Source organism: Microcoleus sp. B4-C1 (assembly GCF_036705285.1).
Classification (GTDB): domain Bacteria; phylum Cyanobacteriota; class Cyanobacteriia; order Cyanobacteriales; family Microcoleaceae; genus Microcoleus.
Window position 1 is genome coordinate 1 of sequence record NZ_JAUBUC010000006.1, and the last position, 15,497, is coordinate 15,497.

Annotated in this window: 17 protein-coding genes; 9 read left to right on the top strand and 8 right to left on the bottom strand. The window is 45.6% G+C overall.

Annotation, left to right across the window (positions count from 1 at the left end):
- Positions 1–176: 176 nt before the first annotated feature.
- Both QUB26_RS03665 and QUB26_RS03670 read right to left on the bottom strand, forming a co-directional pair.
- Positions 177–1,163, bottom strand: coding sequence for a DUF6263 family protein (locus QUB26_RS03665; RefSeq protein WP_333239826.1), 987 nt, complete (start codon positions 1,161–1,163; stop codon positions 177–179).
- A gap of 4 nt (positions 1,164–1,167) precedes the next feature.
- Complete coding sequence (locus tag QUB26_RS03670; protein ID WP_333239824.1) at positions 1,168–1,857, bottom strand: polysaccharide deacetylase family protein; 690 nt, start codon at positions 1,855–1,857, stop codon at positions 1,168–1,170.
- Between the two features lie 79 nt (positions 1,858–1,936).
- On the opposite strand from QUB26_RS03670, the gene QUB26_RS03675 reads away from it, so the two are divergent.
- The 7 genes from QUB26_RS03675 to QUB26_RS03705 all read left to right on the top strand — a co-directional run bounded on the left by QUB26_RS03675 (position 1,937) and on the right by QUB26_RS03705 (position 7,192).
- Positions 1,937–2,230 carry a DUF433 domain-containing protein gene (locus tag QUB26_RS03675; RefSeq protein ID WP_333239823.1) on the top strand — a complete coding sequence of 98 codons (294 nt, stop codon included), beginning with the start codon at positions 1,937–1,939 and terminating at the stop codon, positions 2,228–2,230.
- A complete protein-coding gene (locus QUB26_RS03680; RefSeq protein WP_333239821.1) occupies positions 2,227–2,598 on the top strand; it encodes a DUF5615 family PIN-like protein in 372 nt (123 codons plus the stop codon). Before QUB26_RS03675 ends, QUB26_RS03680 begins: the two co-directional genes overlap by 4 nt.
- Positions 2,599–2,773: 175 nt before the next feature.
- Positions 2,774–3,541 (top strand): ChaB family protein, encoded by a 768-nt coding sequence (locus QUB26_RS03685; RefSeq protein WP_333294102.1) that lies wholly within the window; start codon positions 2,774–2,776, stop codon positions 3,539–3,541.
- A gap of 340 nt (positions 3,542–3,881) precedes the next feature.
- The gene (rd, locus tag QUB26_RS03690; RefSeq protein WP_333316788.1) at positions 3,882–4,040 is read left to right on the top strand and encodes a rubredoxin; all 159 of its coding nucleotides are present in this window, start codon (positions 3,882–3,884) and stop codon (positions 4,038–4,040) included.
- Positions 4,041–4,064: 24 nt separating this feature from the next.
- The gene (locus tag QUB26_RS03695) at positions 4,065–5,321 is read left to right on the top strand and encodes an NAD(P)/FAD-dependent oxidoreductase (protein WP_333316791.1); all 1,257 of its coding nucleotides are present in this window, start codon (positions 4,065–4,067) and stop codon (positions 5,319–5,321) included.
- Between the two features lie 180 nt (positions 5,322–5,501).
- Entirely contained in the window at positions 5,502–6,173 is a 672-nt protein-coding gene (locus QUB26_RS03700; protein WP_333316793.1) for a hypothetical protein, read from the top strand.
- A gap of 245 nt (positions 6,174–6,418) precedes the next feature.
- Complete coding sequence (locus tag QUB26_RS03705; protein ID WP_333316794.1) at positions 6,419–7,192, top strand: class II aldolase/adducin family protein; 774 nt, start codon at positions 6,419–6,421, stop codon at positions 7,190–7,192.
- Between the two features lie 111 nt (positions 7,193–7,303).
- Here QUB26_RS03705 and QUB26_RS03710 read toward each other — a convergent pair whose 3' ends face one another.
- From QUB26_RS03710 to QUB26_RS03735, 6 genes are all read right to left on the bottom strand, one after another.
- Positions 7,304–8,227, bottom strand: a complete 924-nt coding sequence (locus QUB26_RS03710) for an Rpn family recombination-promoting nuclease/putative transposase (RefSeq protein WP_333316796.1) — start codon at positions 8,225–8,227, stop codon at positions 7,304–7,306.
- A gap of 41 nt (positions 8,228–8,268) precedes the next feature.
- A complete protein-coding gene (locus QUB26_RS03715) occupies positions 8,269–9,015 on the bottom strand; it encodes a HEAT repeat domain-containing protein (RefSeq protein WP_333316798.1) in 747 nt (248 codons plus the stop codon).
- Between the two features lie 349 nt (positions 9,016–9,364).
- Positions 9,365–9,688, bottom strand: a complete 324-nt coding sequence (locus QUB26_RS03720) for a GNAT family N-acetyltransferase (RefSeq protein WP_333316800.1) — start codon at positions 9,686–9,688, stop codon at positions 9,365–9,367.
- A 42-nt stretch (positions 9,689–9,730) separates the two neighbouring features.
- A complete protein-coding gene (locus QUB26_RS03725) occupies positions 9,731–11,308 on the bottom strand; it encodes a reverse transcriptase domain-containing protein (RefSeq protein WP_333316802.1) in 1,578 nt (525 codons plus the stop codon).
- A 507-nt stretch (positions 11,309–11,815) separates the two neighbouring features.
- A complete protein-coding gene (locus tag QUB26_RS03730; RefSeq protein ID WP_445299585.1) occupies positions 11,816–12,037 on the bottom strand; it encodes a hypothetical protein in 222 nt (73 codons plus the stop codon).
- 4 nt (positions 12,038–12,041) lie between these two features.
- On the bottom strand, positions 12,042–12,245 hold the full coding sequence (locus QUB26_RS03735) for a hypothetical protein (protein WP_333316804.1): 204 nt from the start codon (positions 12,243–12,245) through the stop codon (positions 12,042–12,044).
- Between the two features lie 135 nt (positions 12,246–12,380).
- Here QUB26_RS03735 and QUB26_RS03740 point away from each other — a divergent pair, with 135 nt between their 5' ends.
- Together QUB26_RS03740 and QUB26_RS03745 are read left to right on the top strand one after the other, a co-directional pair.
- Entirely contained in the window at positions 12,381–13,742 is a 1,362-nt protein-coding gene (locus QUB26_RS03740) for a calcium-binding protein (protein WP_333316806.1), read from the top strand.
- A 214-nt stretch (positions 13,743–13,956) separates the two neighbouring features.
- Complete coding sequence (locus QUB26_RS03745; RefSeq protein ID WP_333316809.1) at positions 13,957–15,315, top strand: calcium-binding protein; 1,359 nt, start codon at positions 13,957–13,959, stop codon at positions 15,313–15,315.
- Positions 15,316–15,497 lie beyond the last annotated feature (182 nt).

A 15,497-nucleotide genomic window follows, 5' to 3' on the forward strand; every position in this document is an offset into this window, starting at 1 on the left:
AATTAATAATTAAATGGGGTCGCAAAATTAAAAATAAGGGTAATGCTTGTATCACAGTTTAAATGTGCAACAGCTTAGGTATATTAACCCGATTTAATACCAGTTCTTAAAATTTTACCGACAACTAAGGACACGGCAATGCCATGCCCCTAATTTTTCGAGTTGTATAATAAAGCTTACTTCGACTCGAAAGTCATCTCCACGGCCATTGTTGTTGTGATTGTTAATTCTTCAGAACTGCCAGCATTTTTAGCACTCATTTCGCTATTTGAACTAACAGACGCAGTAGACCGAAAAGGGTTTAATCTATCCAAGCGCATTGTGATTGCTCCCCCACCCTCAGAAGTAAAAGATTTTAGGGTTAAGGTAGTTCCCGGAGGCAGTTGGGGAGAGGTAATATTTTGAGGGTTTGCTTGCTGCTCTATACTTACATTCAGAGAGGCAACTCCATCTTGCCAGCTAGCCAATTCATAGGTAGAAATGACATTCATATTCATGCCACTGAAATCAGAGGAAGAAGAAACGCGCCATTTGGCTCCTTTTCCGACTGCTTCGGCAGGCAGCGGCGAGGCAAGTTGCTCTAGAGATTTAGACGTTTGTCTAACCATTTGTTTGAGGTTGTTGTCAGCTCCTTCGGGCAAAATAAAGTTACCTCCTTTATTAAAACCGCGATTGTCCATGATGAAAGAGCCTTTCATTCCGACCATGCTTTTGAGTGCGGAACGCATGGCATCTAGGGCTGCTGGCGGGGTATTTCCAGTATCGCCGATGATATCTGCGTTAGTATAAGCAAACTCGTAGTGAATATCACCGTTGGGATCAATTTTAGTGACTTTTGTCTCGAAAGTCATCACCGATACTGGACTTTTAGCCGCAGGCGAAGAGCGACCCAATGCGGATATTTTCATATCCATTTTTAGGGTCATAACTGTCGTTTCTTTGACATCGATAGCTGGTTTTAAACGCAGTTGCTGTCGGGGTTCCACTCCCGGATTTAGCAGTTCCACTTGCGGGGTTTTTGAGTTGGTGGCAGGCGCGGATACGCCAGGGGATGGCTGCTGAACTAGAAGTGGAGTTTCAGCACTTAGGGAAGCAGGAGAAAGCTCGATCGCCCATCCGGCACTTACCAAACAAAGAGATGCAATAAACTGTCTTTTTTTCATGGACTTAATTTCCTGTTATTTGAATGTTGTTCTGTTGCCACAGTCGATCGACTGTCACGAATTTGTAACCTTTGTACAAAAGCAATGGAATTATTTTATCCGCCGAAGCTGCAACATCTTCACCACCGCAAAAGCCGTCGTGCAGTACAATAATTGATCCGTTTTCTGTTTGCTGCACGATGCGACTAATAACTTTCCTCACCCCCGGCCGCACCCAATCTTCCGGGACGACACTCCACATTACAGGACGATATTCCCACTGTTGCAATAACTCTAATGTTCGCGGCGTAAAAATGCCGTTGGGCGGCCGCACGTCCAGGATGAATTCTGGGTCTAAATCGCAAGCTTTGGCAATTGCTTTCTGCGTGTCCTCTAAACTTTGTTTGAGTTCGTGGGTTTTGAGTTTAGGAAACGATATATGCTGATAGCCGTGGAGGCCGATCCAGTGTCCGCGATCGTACACTTCTTTAGCCGTTTCTGGATGCCTGTCCACGCAAAAACCTAGCCAGAAAAAACTAGCTTTGATGTCGTATTTATCTAAAATTTTTAACAGTTGAGGTGTGTGCTGACGGTGTGGACCGTCGTCAAATGTGAGGGCAATCTCTCGGCTTTTGATATCTCCCGTCCACAGACATCTGGGAAAAGCAGATTTGAGGATGGGATGAACGACAGGAAACAGGGGTGCTAATGGCATTGATTAATGTTGTTTAGGGCGATCGGGTAGAAATGAAGCTGCGTTACAATAGAATAAAGTTAACTCAATCGAGGTAAATATGACAACTGCCGTTGATATAGGAACGCTAATTGTCCGCACGCCCGGAACTTGCGGCGGCCGCCCGCGAATTGCAGGAACTAGAATTACGGTAGAGAACATTGCTATTGATTTTAATGCGGGATGGACTCCTGAAGTAATTGTTCAAAAGAGAACGCACTTGAATTTAGCACAGGTTTATGCAGCCTTAGCTTACTATTATGCGAACAAAAAGCAAATTGACGCGGAAATAGCAGCAGAAAATGCTGAGTGGGAGCGCTTGGAAGCAGACTCTATGGCAGGTAAGCTATCGTGAGTAAGATTCGTTTATATCTTGATGAGGATATTCAGGAACAAGCTCTAATCTTAGCTCTGCGAAATTCGGGTGTAGATGTGATAACAACCTCGGAGGCTAACAGGCTGAGTTTTTCAGATGAAGAACAGCTCACTTGGGCAACCGAGCAAAGGCGAGTCGTTTACAGTTTTAATAGGAGAGATTTCAGCCGTTTACACAATATCTGTATTGCAGAAGAGAGAAGTCATGCTGGAATCATTCTTGCACAACAGCAGCGGTATTCAGTGGGCGCACAGTTGCGGGGACTTTTGAATTTGATTGCTGCTAAGTCAGCAGAGGAAATGATCGACCAACTGGAGTATCTTGGAACTTATATAAGAGATGAATAAAAATATGAAATAAACTTGAGTGAGTGCCGAATACTTAATGGTTTAACTCTTTTGATATAGACTAAATCTAGCCACAGTCTATCGACCTCTATCTCGCGGTTGATGCGATCGCCCTACAGTGTCTTCCTATACTAAAAACTAGCACAAGTAATCTACCTACCATCAAGGAGGAACAATGACCGAGGAATATTTAGCCGAACGAACAGTTTCAGCCGTATTTAAGGAAGAAGAACAATTAGACGGCGTAATTCGGCGGTTGCTCGATCGCGGAGTTTCCCGCGACCACATCTCAGTAATGGGAAAAAACTTTCAATCTAAAACTAAAATTGCCGGCTTTATTACTAAAAAAGATGTGATATTAGGCGGTCTGCGAAGCGGGGCGATTTTTGGTTCCTTATTCGGTTCTTTTTTGGGTTTGCTAACAGGCGTCGGCGTGCTGTTTATTCCCTTTGTCGGTGCAGTAGTATCGGCGGGCCCGCTGGGTGCGGTACTGTTGGGTGCTGCTAGCGGCGCGATCGCAGGTTCGGCCGGTGCGGGTCTAGTTTCCGCTTTAGTCACCTTGGGAATGCCGGAAGACAAAGCAACTATCTATCAAACCCGCGTTGAAGCAGGCGAATTTCTCGTGATGGCAGAAGTCGCCGCAGATAAATCCGGCGAATTTCAACTCTTGCTAGAAAGTGCAGGTGGCGAAGAAGTTTCAGTTAGCGAAATGACGCTGCCGCGCGCTGTCAAAGGTCGCTGCAATAGTCCGGCAGACTTATCTCCAGAAGTGCGATCGCACCTGTCGGAAGCAGCTCAAAAAACCTTTATGGAATCCTACAACGCCGCATTTGACGAAACCAACGACTCGATACAAGCGGAACACACCGCTTGGAACGCCATTCACCAGCAGTATGAAGAAGATGAAAACGGCGTTTGGACTAAGCCTTTAGCGAAAGTCTAGTCTTCCCATCGCCGTAAACTAATAAAAAATACAATCAAGCCTCTAGAACTGCGGTTCTGGAGGCTTTTGCGATTTTAGATTTTAGATTTTAGATTTTAGATTTAAAAATGGTGCAAAACTTAATTCGTAAAGACTTGGAAATTACCGAAAGTCTCATTACTTTTTGAAAGTGATATAGCAATCCTCGCATCATTTGTGAATTTCTTACTCCCTCCCCGCGGGTTCGGGGAGGGTTGGGGTGGGGTAAAAAATTTACGACTAATTTAGGATTGCTATATTGCACTAGGTTGCGTTGTCCAGTACAATCTATAAGCTTACAATAAAAAATTGAGTTAAGCAAATGCAAAAATACGTTTGTACAGTTTGCAATTACGTCTACGATCCAGAACTAGGCGACCCCGACGGGGATATAGCTCCCGGTACCGCCTTTGAAGATATCCCCGACGATTGGATTTGTCCCACTTGCGGGGCGGAAAAATCCGATTTTGAACCAGAATAAGCGAGAAAAAGTTTGTCCGATCGAATGCTCAAAATTACAGTTATCGGCGGCGGTGCTGCGGGTTTTTTTAGTGCAATTACCTGTGCCAAAACCTACCCGCAGGCCCGCGTCACTTTACTAGAAGCTGGCCGGCAACTCCTGGCAAAAGTTCGCATCTCTGGCGGCGGGCGTTGCAATGTGACTCACGCTTGTTTTGACCCCGGTGTTTTAGTGCAGAATTACCCCAGAGGTGGAAAAGCTCTGCGCGGTGCTTTTACTCGATTTCAACCGCGCGATACTGTTGAATGGTTTGCCGGTCATGGCGTGAAGTTGAAAACAGAAGAAGACGGGCGAATGTTTCCGACCACAGACGATTCGGGGACTATTGTTAACTGTTTGATCCGCGCTGCTGAGGATGCAGGCGTAAAAATTCGCACCGGCGATGCAGTAGTTTCTGTAAGAAAATTAACATTGGAGGGCGGGCACGGGGGCACCGCCCCTACATTTGAAATTGAGTTGAAATCTGGGGAGAGTTTTAAGTGCGATCGCATTCTTCTCGCTACAGGCAGCAATCCATCGGGTTATAAGTGGGCAAAAGAGTTAGGTAATACTGTAGAACTGCCCGTTCCTTCTCTATTTACTTTTAATATTTCCGACAGCAGAATCAAAGATTTAGCCGGAATTTCTGTTCCTAATGCTAAGGTGAAATTGCCGGGAGCTAAATTAGAACAAAGCGGGCCTTTGCTAATTACTCACTGGGGTTTAAGCGGGCCTGCTGTACTCAAACTTTCGGCTTGGGGTGCGAGATTTTTGCACGATCGCCATTATAAAACATCTGTGCTGATTAATTGGCTTCCCCAGTACAATGCGGAAGTTTTGCGACAGCAACTGCTAGCGGTTAAGTCGCAGTTGTCGCACCGATTGATTGTCTCTAGTTGTCCGCTTCCGGTGCCGCGCCGCCTCTGGGAACGCTTGACAAGTTCGATCGGCATTGATGAGCAAAAACGCTGGGCTGACTTATCTAACAAAACCCTTGATCGCCTCCTGCTAGAACTCGTTCAAGGCGAATATCAGATTGCCGGAAAAGGCGCGTTTAAAGAAGAATTCGTCACCTGCGGCGGTGTCAACCTCAAAGAAGTCGATTTTAAGACAATGGAAAGCCGCCGCTGTCCCGGACTTTTCTTTGCGGGCGAAATCTTGGATATCGACGGCGTGACGGGCGGTTTCAACTTCCAAAGTGCCTGGACTACTGCGTGGCTGGCCGGAAACGCGATCGGCAAACCATCCGATTTGAGATTTTAGATTTTAGATTTGAGATTGGGGAATATTTGCTGTGTAAAGGTTTAGGAGTTGCGATCGCGCGATCGGCTTGCCTGTATTAAATTTTGTGTTATTTTTGAATTAAGGCGCACCAAATGTGTGTCCACTTCAGCTTGTAGACAAAATTCGCAGTTTTGCGTCCTTCAACATCGGGTGAGATACATGAAAAACTTGAATCTAAAAACCCTAAAGTTCGATCGCAACCTTGAGGGCCATTTTGACTCACCTTTCATCGAAAAAAATGGCTTGCTGGAACTCAACCCCAAATTTATCACTCCCGAATTTTTAACAGCCTGGACGTTTGAAACACACCTGTACGACGAACAAGTTGCGATCGACCACTTTGTCCTCACATTCCCTAGCCGCACCGAACTAGAAAACTACGCCAAATCTTTTTACCCCTTCGGTGCCAAAACAGTTGAAGGCCCCGACTTGTTCCCGATTAACTTTTGTGCGGAAAACATTAACGTTCCCTCCGACTTGTGGCTGCATTTAATGACCTTATTAATGCCAGCCGGCGGCTTAGTAGTATTAGATGCGCCCCACGCACCGGGCGACCAAACAGACCGCTTCCAGCAAGAAAGAGGATTAGCAGCAGTTCACCACGTCGCGATTCGAGTTGAAAACGTGCAGAATGCTGCTAAGATATGGCAAAATAAAAACTTTAAACCGCTATCAGAGCATCCTCTAAACTCCGGCTCATTAACCCAGTGGTTTGTGCAAAACCCCGCCGGACAAATTCTCGAATTAATAGAACGTCGCCCCGGCAACAACGCCACCTTTGACTGCAAAAACATCGCAGGTTTGCGCCTTAGTGAAGTCACCAGTCAGTAGTCAGTAGTCAGTTGGCAGTAGTCAGTAGTCATTAGTTAACGGTTAACAGTTAAGCTGTTACGCATTCAAATTGGAAATTCTGGACAGGCTAGAAGCCCGTCCCACAAGAGTTTTATTGATTTTTGACACACAGTTTAAATGTAGAACAGCTTAACGGTTAACAGTTAACAGTCAACAGTCAACAGTCAACGGTTAACAGTCAACAATGCCCAATGCCCAATTCCCAATGCCCAATTCCCAAATATATGGTTGCAATAAAAATCCCCAAAGTCACCATTCAACCCCCAACATTCAACTCAGTTGAAGAAGAACGCCGCCACCGCAAACAGCGTTTAGCCGCCGCATTCCGATTATTTGCCCGCTTCGGATTCAGCGAAGGAATTGCCGGACACATCACCGTCCGCGACCCCGAACACCTAGACCATTTCTGGGTCAATTCTTTTGGAATGCACTTTAGTTTAATTCGAGCCAGCGACCTAATTTTAGTCAACCACAAAGGCGAAGTTGTGGAAGGAAATAAACCCGTAAACGAAGCAGCATTTGCCATTCATTCCCAAGTACACAGCGCCCGCCCCGACGTAATCGCAGCAGCCCACGCTCATTCTCCCTACGGCAAAAGTTGGTCGAGTTTGGGTCGCCTGCTTGACCCCCTGACGCAAGATGCTTGTTCTTTTTATGAAGACCAAGCTTTATTTGACGATTACACCGGAGTTGTTTTGGAAATCGAAGAAGCTAAACGCATCGCCAAAACTTTAGGTGAGAAAAAAGCGATTATTTTACAAAATCACGGACTGTTAACAGTAGGTCAAACAGTAGATGAAGCGGCTTGGTGGTTTATTGCAATGGAACGTTCTTGTCAAGCGCAGTTAATGGCCGAAGCAGCGGGAAAACCAATTCTCATCAAGCCAGAATGTGCGCGTTTAACACAGCAGCAAGTAGGGTCTCACCGAATGGGATGGTTTAGCTTTCAACCGCTTTATGACATGATTGTGCGTCGGGAACCTGACTTATTAGATTAGGAACTAGGCGGTTGAAACCGCTACTACACAAACACAGTCCGCCTGCGGCGAATCAAGAATGAAGGGGGTATTAAAGCCGGATTTAGTATCAGAAGTGCAAAATTTATAAATTCATGCTGACACGGATTCCAGCCAAGCTATCAAATCCTCTTGACTGGTAAAATCTAACAAGATTTCTCCTAAATCATCTAATTGTTCGAGAGATAACTGCTGGATGCGAGTTTGAACTTCTGGTGGGATTTCGCCAGTGCGCCGCGCGATTTGACGCAGAATTAATGCTGTTTGCCCCTCAATTAGACCTTCTTGGCGACCTTCTTGGCGACCTTCTTGCATCCCCTTAATAACAGCACCGCGTTGGTCTTCAAAGAACATTTCCCGCTTTTCTAATGATGCTAACTCGTCAAGGTTTAAGGTAGACCTGTTAGCAATGTTAAAAGCTGTTTGAATTTCGGGTACTGAGGCCAATTTATCCGGTATTTCCTCCAGTTCAGGAGCATTTTTTATAAAATAAATCCAGCTTTGAATCAGATTTTCCACTTGTTCTAATTTTTTGTTAAACTTTGGTAGTTCAACAAAAACTAACTCTATTTCTCTATAATACTCGAAGTTTTCTTCGACTTCTTTAAATACAAAATGTGAGAGAAACTTTTCGGTATTTTCAAACAGGATAAAATCCGTAATTGTGAGAGCGATGAGAGGATTTAATTTTGAGTAGCCTTCTCTGCGTTTGAGTTGAGTGGCGTAGGTTTTGGCTGCATTATATATGACGCGCTTAGTAAAAGCTTCTACATTGATGACCTGCATTTCGATAATTACAGTTTTGTTGCCCGTAATTTTTGCTTTGACATCCAGGTAAGTGTCTTTTAATCCAGTAACGCTAGGCGCGGCGTAGGGATCGATGATTTCTAAGTCTGTAATTGTCGGCTCTGCGTTGTAGAGCATGGCATTGAGGAAGCTAATCAAAACTTCTTTGCTCTGGGGCGAAGCAAAGATTTTTTTGAAACCAAAATCTGTCTTAGGGTTGATGAAATTCATAATTGATTATTAGTAAAGGGTGTTTTAATGTGATAATTATATCACAAAATTCCTTCCATTTCTAAATCTTCAATTATCTGCAATCCGCGCGGGTCGCCGACTCGCAAAAGTGAAGATTTAGCATCTTCCCTCACGCCCATATCTTCATCTTCTTCTAAAGCTTCAATCAAACCGTCGATCGCCCCAGCGTACACTATATTATTCGGCAATTCGCGGGCCAGTTGCCCGATCGCCCAAGCGGAATTACTTCGCACAGCAGACACAGCATCTCCCCGCAGCGCTTCAATCAACGGCGGAATCGCCGCAATCACCACATAGTAACCAACTTTTGCCATTTGACCCAGAGAACTCGCCGCCCACAAACGCACCGCCGAAATATCAGTTTTCAGAGCATCAATTAAAGATGGCAAAGCGCGGTGGTCCCTGCAATTTCCCAAGGCCCAAACTACCCCTTTGCGAACGTAACCGTTCCAGTCGCGGTTAAGCTGAAAAATCAGGGGTTCCACAGCATCGCGACTCGGATTTCGCCCCAAAGCATAAGCCGCGCTGACTCGCACCAAGGGGCAACCGTCTCTCAATAAATTAATTAAATGCGAAATTGCTCGATCGTCCTGCAGTTCGCAAAAAGCCCGCGCCGCAATCATCCGGTGCTGAGGTTCCGGGGATTCCAGCAAAGGCAGCATTTCATCGGGATCTGGCAGCGGGGGTTCGGATTCGTCAAAATGATCCAAAGGGCTTTCCAGTTCCGTGTCAGTATCAAGGGCGTTGGAGTAGTCGTTATTGTTCATAAAAAAACTTTACCGCACAGAGGATGCTCCTAAGCAACTCAGTCAGCAGTCAGCACTCAGCAGTCAATAATTGTAGGGGGCGCTTGTCAGCAACAGGCTTTCCGGCCTGTTCCACAAGAAAATTTATCTGTTGTGGAACAGGCCGGAAAGCCTGTTCCTAAAAGGCTAATTGAGAATGGTGCAACATATGACTTACTACAAACAAATTCCTCTGCTGTCACCTAAGTTTGTAGTGAGGACTTCAGTCCTCATAATTGCTGTCACCTAAGTTTGTAGTGAGGACTGAAGTCCTCATAATTGGGATGAATCAGGACTTTAGCCCTGATTCCAAACCAGTAGAATTTATATTTCAAAGGGATTTGAGCATCGAGAGGGAATGACTTTGATAGCCTAATTTTTGATAGAGATTCACCGCAGGCTGATTGCTCAGAAATACTTGCAAACCAATTTGCCGATCGCCCCTTTCCCGCGCCCAATTTTCAGCATGAATAACTAAAGCTGCACCGACTCCTAAACGGCGATGTTGCGGTGCTACGTACAGCAAAAAAATGTGAGCATAGCGTTCTCCGGTGGTTTGGTCGATCGCATTTCCCAACCACAAACATCCGACAACCGATGTCAGATTTTGGGCTTGAGATGAGGGATTGAGATACTGCGAGGGCAGCGTCGGCAAAATTTCTGCCTCTTCCTGGGTGGTTTGAGTCGATGGGAGGTATTATCCTCCGCACCTCTCGGTTAGATCTGGGCGTGCGACTTTCACCGCACCCAGCTCCCGATGTTCTTGGCTTGCGCCTTTGCTCCTGTGGATATAATCGTGGCAGCTTTCGTGAACCGCTAAGAGGTTATTAGTTTTCGAGTTACTATGGTTTCCATCTAAATGGTGTAGATGTACCTTTTCATCGCCTAGCATTTTTAAGCCACATTTCCCACATTTATGGTTTTGCCGTTTTAAAGCTTTAGAGGTTGCGCCGTCATAGAGCTTGCTGTAACGCTCGCTCCAGTAGGCTATATCTCCGTCGTAGGGAGATTTCTCTCCTTTGACATTGACAAATTTGTTTTCGGAGTAAGGAACCGATGGGAATGCTTTATCAAGCAATTTCTTGCTGGTGTCGCGAGATTGTTTCGATTCCTTGTTGAATACCTTGAAGGCTCTATTTTGGACGAACCACAGTGATAGCCGTGACCCATCCAATTTACAGTAGCGGTGGTAATTTCTCCAGCCTCTAACCACAGGGGCTAATTTCTTAGCCTTGACCGTAGCACCATAATTCGAGTTGTTAACGATGTGTTTTACCTTCTGACGGAACGCTTTAAAATTGTCCGCTGATGGAACGCATCTAAATTTCCCGTTGTTTTGCACTTTGAAATGCCAACCGAGGAAGTCAAATCCATCTGTCGTAGCTGTTAGTTTAGTTTTCTTTTCACTAACCTTCATTCCTCGTTCTGCCAGAAATTCGCTGACTTTATCAAGTATTGCCTCCGCATCATCTTTAGGTTTCAGAATTATTACCATGTCATCCGCGTAACGGACTGATTGATGTATTTCCTCAATCCCATTGAGAGCTATGTTGGCTAGTAATGGACTTACCACGCCCCCTTGCGGGGTTCCTTGTTCTGGAAATTCTGGATTGACTCCTGCTTTTAGACAGCGGAATATTCCGGTCTTGATACCCTTTGGGGCGATGAGTCGTTCCATTATGCTGGTGTGGCTTATCCTGTCGAAGCATTTTTCGATATCGAGTTCGATAACCCGTTTTTCTATTCCGTGGGCGTTTGAGCGTAGATTCTGGAACAGAAATTTCTGCGCGTCATGCGCCGACCTTCCGGTTCTGAATCCATAACTCCGGGCGTGGAAGGTTGCTTCGTGTGCTGGCTCTAGCGCGTATTTTGCGAGGCATTGCCACGCTCTATCGGCGATAGTCGGTATCTTAAGGAGGCGGGTACTCCCATCCTTTTTGGGGATTGGTATTGAACGTAACTTCTGATGATTCCAGTTGTTACTTTTGGCTCTGAGTTCTTCACTCAGTGCAAGCCTTTCCTCAAATGTGAGTGAGGCTCTTCCATCGATTCCCGCAGTCTTTTTGCCAGCATTCAGTTGTGTTACTTGACGTATTGCCAACATTCTTGCAGCCCGAGATTTCAGAATTAGCTTTTGAAGGGACTTCGCTTTCCGCTTGTCTCCAACCTGAATCGCTTTATACACGCGCTTTTGTAGGCGGAATAAATCACGGCGGAATTTCTTCCACGATAACGTTTTCCAAGATTCACTAACATTGCTGTCGTGCCTAATCATGCTCTGCTCTAGTTTGTGTACTCTGAACACCTCAGACCAATTACGGTCTGTCCTACCCGAACTAAGGGGGTTCCGCTGCTCGTCTAGCCTACGAAAGGGTTCGACTTCCCCTTGACCCTCAGTTCGTTTTTCTTCGTTCCCTCGGTTAGATTGATTGTTCCTTTAGGTGGAGCCAGCTTTAACTACTGGATTCCCTGGACTCTTGCCGATATTGAAAAAGGATTCGGCGGGAATAAGCTCCAGTGGAGTCGGGAGTTTTAGTCTGTGTCCCGTTCGTGCCTGAGTTACTTTTTTAGGCTCTGTTTTCACCATCGGAACTCCCCATTAACGCCAGTGTCACCTCACATTAGATGTCTGATTGCGTCCTGTTCCCAGCTTCACTCTCCAAGAATCGAGCTTGGTCGGTGTGGGCAGATAGGGAGTCATACCTGAGTCTGGCAGAAGGGACTTGCACCCTTATCAAACCGAGAGTTCAGCCTTGTGGCTGGAAACGCTATGTACGGGCTTTTACCGTGGTTTACGCTTCAACGAATCGCACTTTTTCTGGCACTCTACCCACCAAACCGGCGTCTGGTTAGAAAAATACTGCTCGACAGTTTGAGCCAAATGTCCCAATTCGCCATTGGGGTAAAGCTCTTGGTATGTCCGGTGCATAAACTTTACCAGTTTTGCTCGATCGAGTCCCGATCCCGATCGCAGCCCGTAGCCCGGTATTAGTTGAGCAGACATCAGCTCAGCGGACACGGAAAGCGGCATAATTTAGTCCCAAGAAAATTGGATTCACTACTGTCGCTTGCTTTTGGGGGATCGCTTCCTCAATCGGTGCCGGGGCAGCCATGTCACCAGGCAAAAAGATGCGAGCACTGACTGCTACCAGAGCCGCGAAAAATACTAATACCGCTATCAATGGAGCAATGTATTGACGAATAATACCCATAACCGCAAAAACTTAATTCTTGAGTTGATATTATCAAGTGTACCATAAAATCTTGTCAGCTATAATGGCTACCATTGGACAATTAGCTCAAGAAGAGAGCGATCGCAAATCCCAACAAACAGAAAATATAATATTATGAGTGCCTCGCCTGCTGTTTATGAAGCTCTGGCTAAATCAATTGTTTTTTTGAATCAAAAGCCGAGCGCGGCAAATGAAGTTTCGCGTTTCCTCGATACTAATGGCTACTATATCGATCGCATATTCGACGACCCAGAAACCAACTTTTATGCGATCGGGTTCGGTTCATCCAATCCCGAAAACCCGCCCGCCCTCGTATTTAAAGGTACAGACTTCATCGACGGCGACGCTATCTTTTCCGACTCGCGGGACATTGGTTTACCTGAATTTGAAAAGAACAAAGATAATATCAAAAATTGGCTCACAGAAATCGGTCAAAATACTGGTAAAAACCCCAGCAAATTATTGCCCGATGTCATCGGACACAGTTGGGGCGGAGCAGTCGCTCAAATTGTAGCAACAGAATACACAACTCTGACCGGCGATATCTTTACTTTCAACTCTCCGGGAGTGTCAGCGAGTACATTCAACACTTTTCGGAGAAATCTCGGCAGAGTCGGCAACAAAAATGTCACTCACTACATTGTCAGCGGAGATTTCGTCAGCTTGTTTGGGGAAGCATTTATCCCAGGTAAAGTATTTATCCAAAGTTTTACAGATCCGAGTATTAATCCCTTAACTGTTTTGGCAAAACATCGAACTGAAAATTTGTTAACTACTCCGCCCGTGGGTTTTTTGCAGAGGCAAATTTCCGTAGAACAATTAAACAGTCCAGAGTTTACTTATAACAACGATTCAGATTTTAACGAGTTTATCGCTGCCATGAATTTTGCCCTGGCTAATGTGTCAGTCGCCATCAGAACCAGAGGCGGTGCAGAGAGTGTGAGAACAGCACCCGAATTTTCTTTTGTGCAGTTAATCAGAGAAATGCAATACGGTTTAGCTCCCTTACAACCGAATTATTTATCAGGCGACGCTCGCAACAATACTGCTACGGGGGGCCCTGGAGAGGATACAGTTACCGGCAACGGCGGTAACGATACTCTCAGAGGCAATCGAGGTAATGACAGCATCATCGGTGGTGATGGCGACGATTTCTTGTACGGCGGCAGAGATAACGATTATTTGGAGGGTGGCGACGGAAATGATTTGGTTTCCGGCGAGTTTGGCAACGATTTTTTAATTGGTGGTGCGGGGCGCGATCGCTTTGTATTGGAACCCGGTGGCGGAGCAGATGTGATTTTAGATTTTCAAGATGGTGAAGATTTAATTGTACTATCGCGCGGTCTAACTTTTCCTCAAGTTACAGTAACCCAAGGTGTTGACGGAGCTTTAATTAGTATCCCGATTACTGGGGAAATTCTTGCTACTCTCCGAGGCGTAGTTGCCAGCGATATTACTCGGGTAGATTTTGTATAGCTTTAGGGCGACAAAAAGTGGTATTTTTGGTGGCGCGAAACCCGCATGGGTTTTGTAGCGAGAGGTTTTTTTTTGTTAAAAAATCTCAATTAATTGGCTACTAAAAAGCCACTAAAAATGACCCATTAATATGGTTAATAAACGAAGTTTATAGTAAACTGAGTTAAGTAGCTTAAAAACTAATTCCCCATCAAACGACAGGAAATAAAAAAATATGCCCTCATCCCCCGCCGCTTACGAAACTATAGCCAAGCAACTTGTTTACATAGATGACCAGCCCCAGTTTCAAACTTTAGTTCAAACAGGTTTGAGTGCTGCTGGCTATCAAATCGATCGCACCTTTGACGATCCCGGAACTGGATTTCACGCGATCGGCTTAATTTCCACCACCCCAGACAAACCGCCTGTTTTGGTAGTTCGCGGCACTGACTCGCCCGTAGACGATATTGCCAACGCAGACCCGCGGGGCGCCGGTTTCAACCAATTTGAAGCCAACAAACAAGCATTAGGAAATTGGCTGACACAAATCAGTCAAGATACAGCCAAAAACCCCAGCGGCTTGCCACCAGATGTTCTCGGACACAGCTTAGGCGGCGCCATAACGCAACTAGCCGCCACCGAATTTACATCTACTATCGGAGATGTTGTCACCTTCAATTCTCCCGGAGTTGCTCAGAGTACAGTCAATACATTCAAGCAGAAAGTCGGCCCAGGAAAAAATGTAACTCACTACATAGTTAGCGGCGATTTTGTGAGTTTGGGAGGAGAAGCTTTCCTACCGGGAAAAGTAGTTCTTCAAACATTTACTAACCCGATTATCAACCCGCTACTTGTCTTGGAAAAGCACACCCAAAACGGTTTGTTAACTTCTCCTCCTCCCGGCTTGACTCAGACAGAAATCTCTGTAGACCAGTTGAACCGCCCTGATTTCACTTTCACAGATTCAGATTATTTAGAGCTGTTAGCTGGCTTAGACTTTGCACTGCCAACCTTAGCAACATCGCTGGAATCGCGCAGCAGTTTAGAACAATTAAGAACCACTCCGGGAAGCTCCTTTTTAACAAACGTTGTGGCAATGCAAACTGCTCTCGATGTCTCCAAAATTAACAATTTAGTAGGCGACGATGCCAACAATACAGCATCAGGTTTTGCAGGGGAGGATATTATCACTGGCAATGGGGGAAACGACACTCTCAGCGGCAACAAAGGCAACGATATTATCAGCGGTGGCAGCGGCAACGACCTACTATTAGGCGGCAAAGGGGATGACAATTTGAGCGGTGGAGAAGGAGACGATACACTCATTGGCGCAATGGGTGCGGATCTCTTAATTGGTGGCACTGGACGCGACGTATTGGTGTTAGGAGCAGGTGCCGGTACAGATACATTTTTAGACTTTCAAAAAGGTGAAGATTTAATCGGTTTGAGCGGAGGTTTGACCTTCAACCAATTGAGAGTTACTCCAGGCGATTTTATAACGACGATCGAAATTGCCAGTAACGGCGAAGTTCTTGCCAGTATTCCTGGCATTCCAAGTAGTCCGCTAACAGCTAGCGATTTTATCGCGATTTAGTTGGAGGCGGGCAATACAGGTATTGTGTAGGGACACAACAATGTTGTGTCCTTATTTTATCTTATGAACGCAAGCGCACATAATTTATACTCGTTCGATAATTAAAAACATCAATATTCCAGCAGGGGCAGGTTCACCGAAATCTCGAAAAAAAAGTGCAGACATTGGTAAACCGGCGTTGC

What these genes read in the sequence shown, in the direction of transcription:
- QUB26_RS03685 (WP_333294102.1), top strand. Translation starts at nt 2,774, where the DNA reads ATGACCGAGGAATATTTAGCCGAACGAACAGTTTCAGCCGTATTTAAG.
- QUB26_RS03670 (WP_333239824.1), bottom strand. Translation starts at nt 1,857, where the DNA reads ATGCCATTAGCACCCCTGTTTCCTGTCGTTCATCCCATCCTCAAATCT.
- QUB26_RS03700 (WP_333316793.1), top strand. Translation starts at nt 5,502, where the DNA reads ATGAAAAACTTGAATCTAAAAACCCTAAAGTTCGATCGCAACCTTGAG.
- QUB26_RS03665 (WP_333239826.1), bottom strand. Translation starts at nt 1,163, where the DNA reads ATGAAAAAAAGACAGTTTATTGCATCTCTTTGTTTGGTAAGTGCCGGA.
- QUB26_RS03715 (WP_333316798.1), bottom strand. Translation starts at nt 9,015, where the DNA reads ATGAACAATAACGACTACTCCAACGCCCTTGATACTGACACGGAACTG.
- QUB26_RS03730 (WP_445299585.1), bottom strand. Translation starts at nt 12,037, where the DNA reads ATGTCTGCTCAACTAATACCGGGCTACGGGCTGCGATCGGGATCGGGA.
- QUB26_RS03710 (WP_333316796.1), bottom strand. Translation starts at nt 8,227, where the DNA reads ATGAATTTCATCAACCCTAAGACAGATTTTGGTTTCAAAAAAATCTTT.
- QUB26_RS03705 (WP_333316794.1), top strand. Translation starts at nt 6,419, where the DNA reads ATGGTTGCAATAAAAATCCCCAAAGTCACCATTCAACCCCCAACATTC.
- QUB26_RS03675 (WP_333239823.1), top strand. Translation starts at nt 1,937, where the DNA reads ATGACAACTGCCGTTGATATAGGAACGCTAATTGTCCGCACGCCCGGA.
- QUB26_RS03695 (WP_333316791.1), top strand. Translation starts at nt 4,065, where the DNA reads ATGCTCAAAATTACAGTTATCGGCGGCGGTGCTGCGGGTTTTTTTAGT.
- QUB26_RS03745 (WP_333316809.1), top strand. Translation starts at nt 13,957, where the DNA reads ATGCCCTCATCCCCCGCCGCTTACGAAACTATAGCCAAGCAACTTGTT.
- QUB26_RS03740 (WP_333316806.1), top strand. Translation starts at nt 12,381, where the DNA reads ATGAGTGCCTCGCCTGCTGTTTATGAAGCTCTGGCTAAATCAATTGTT.
- rd (WP_333316788.1), top strand. Translation starts at nt 3,882, where the DNA reads ATGCAAAAATACGTTTGTACAGTTTGCAATTACGTCTACGATCCAGAA.
- QUB26_RS03735 (WP_333316804.1), bottom strand. Translation starts at nt 12,245, where the DNA reads ATGGGTATTATTCGTCAATACATTGCTCCATTGATAGCGGTATTAGTA.
- QUB26_RS03725 (WP_333316802.1), bottom strand. Translation starts at nt 11,308, where the DNA reads ATGATTAGGCACGACAGCAATGTTAGTGAATCTTGGAAAACGTTATCG.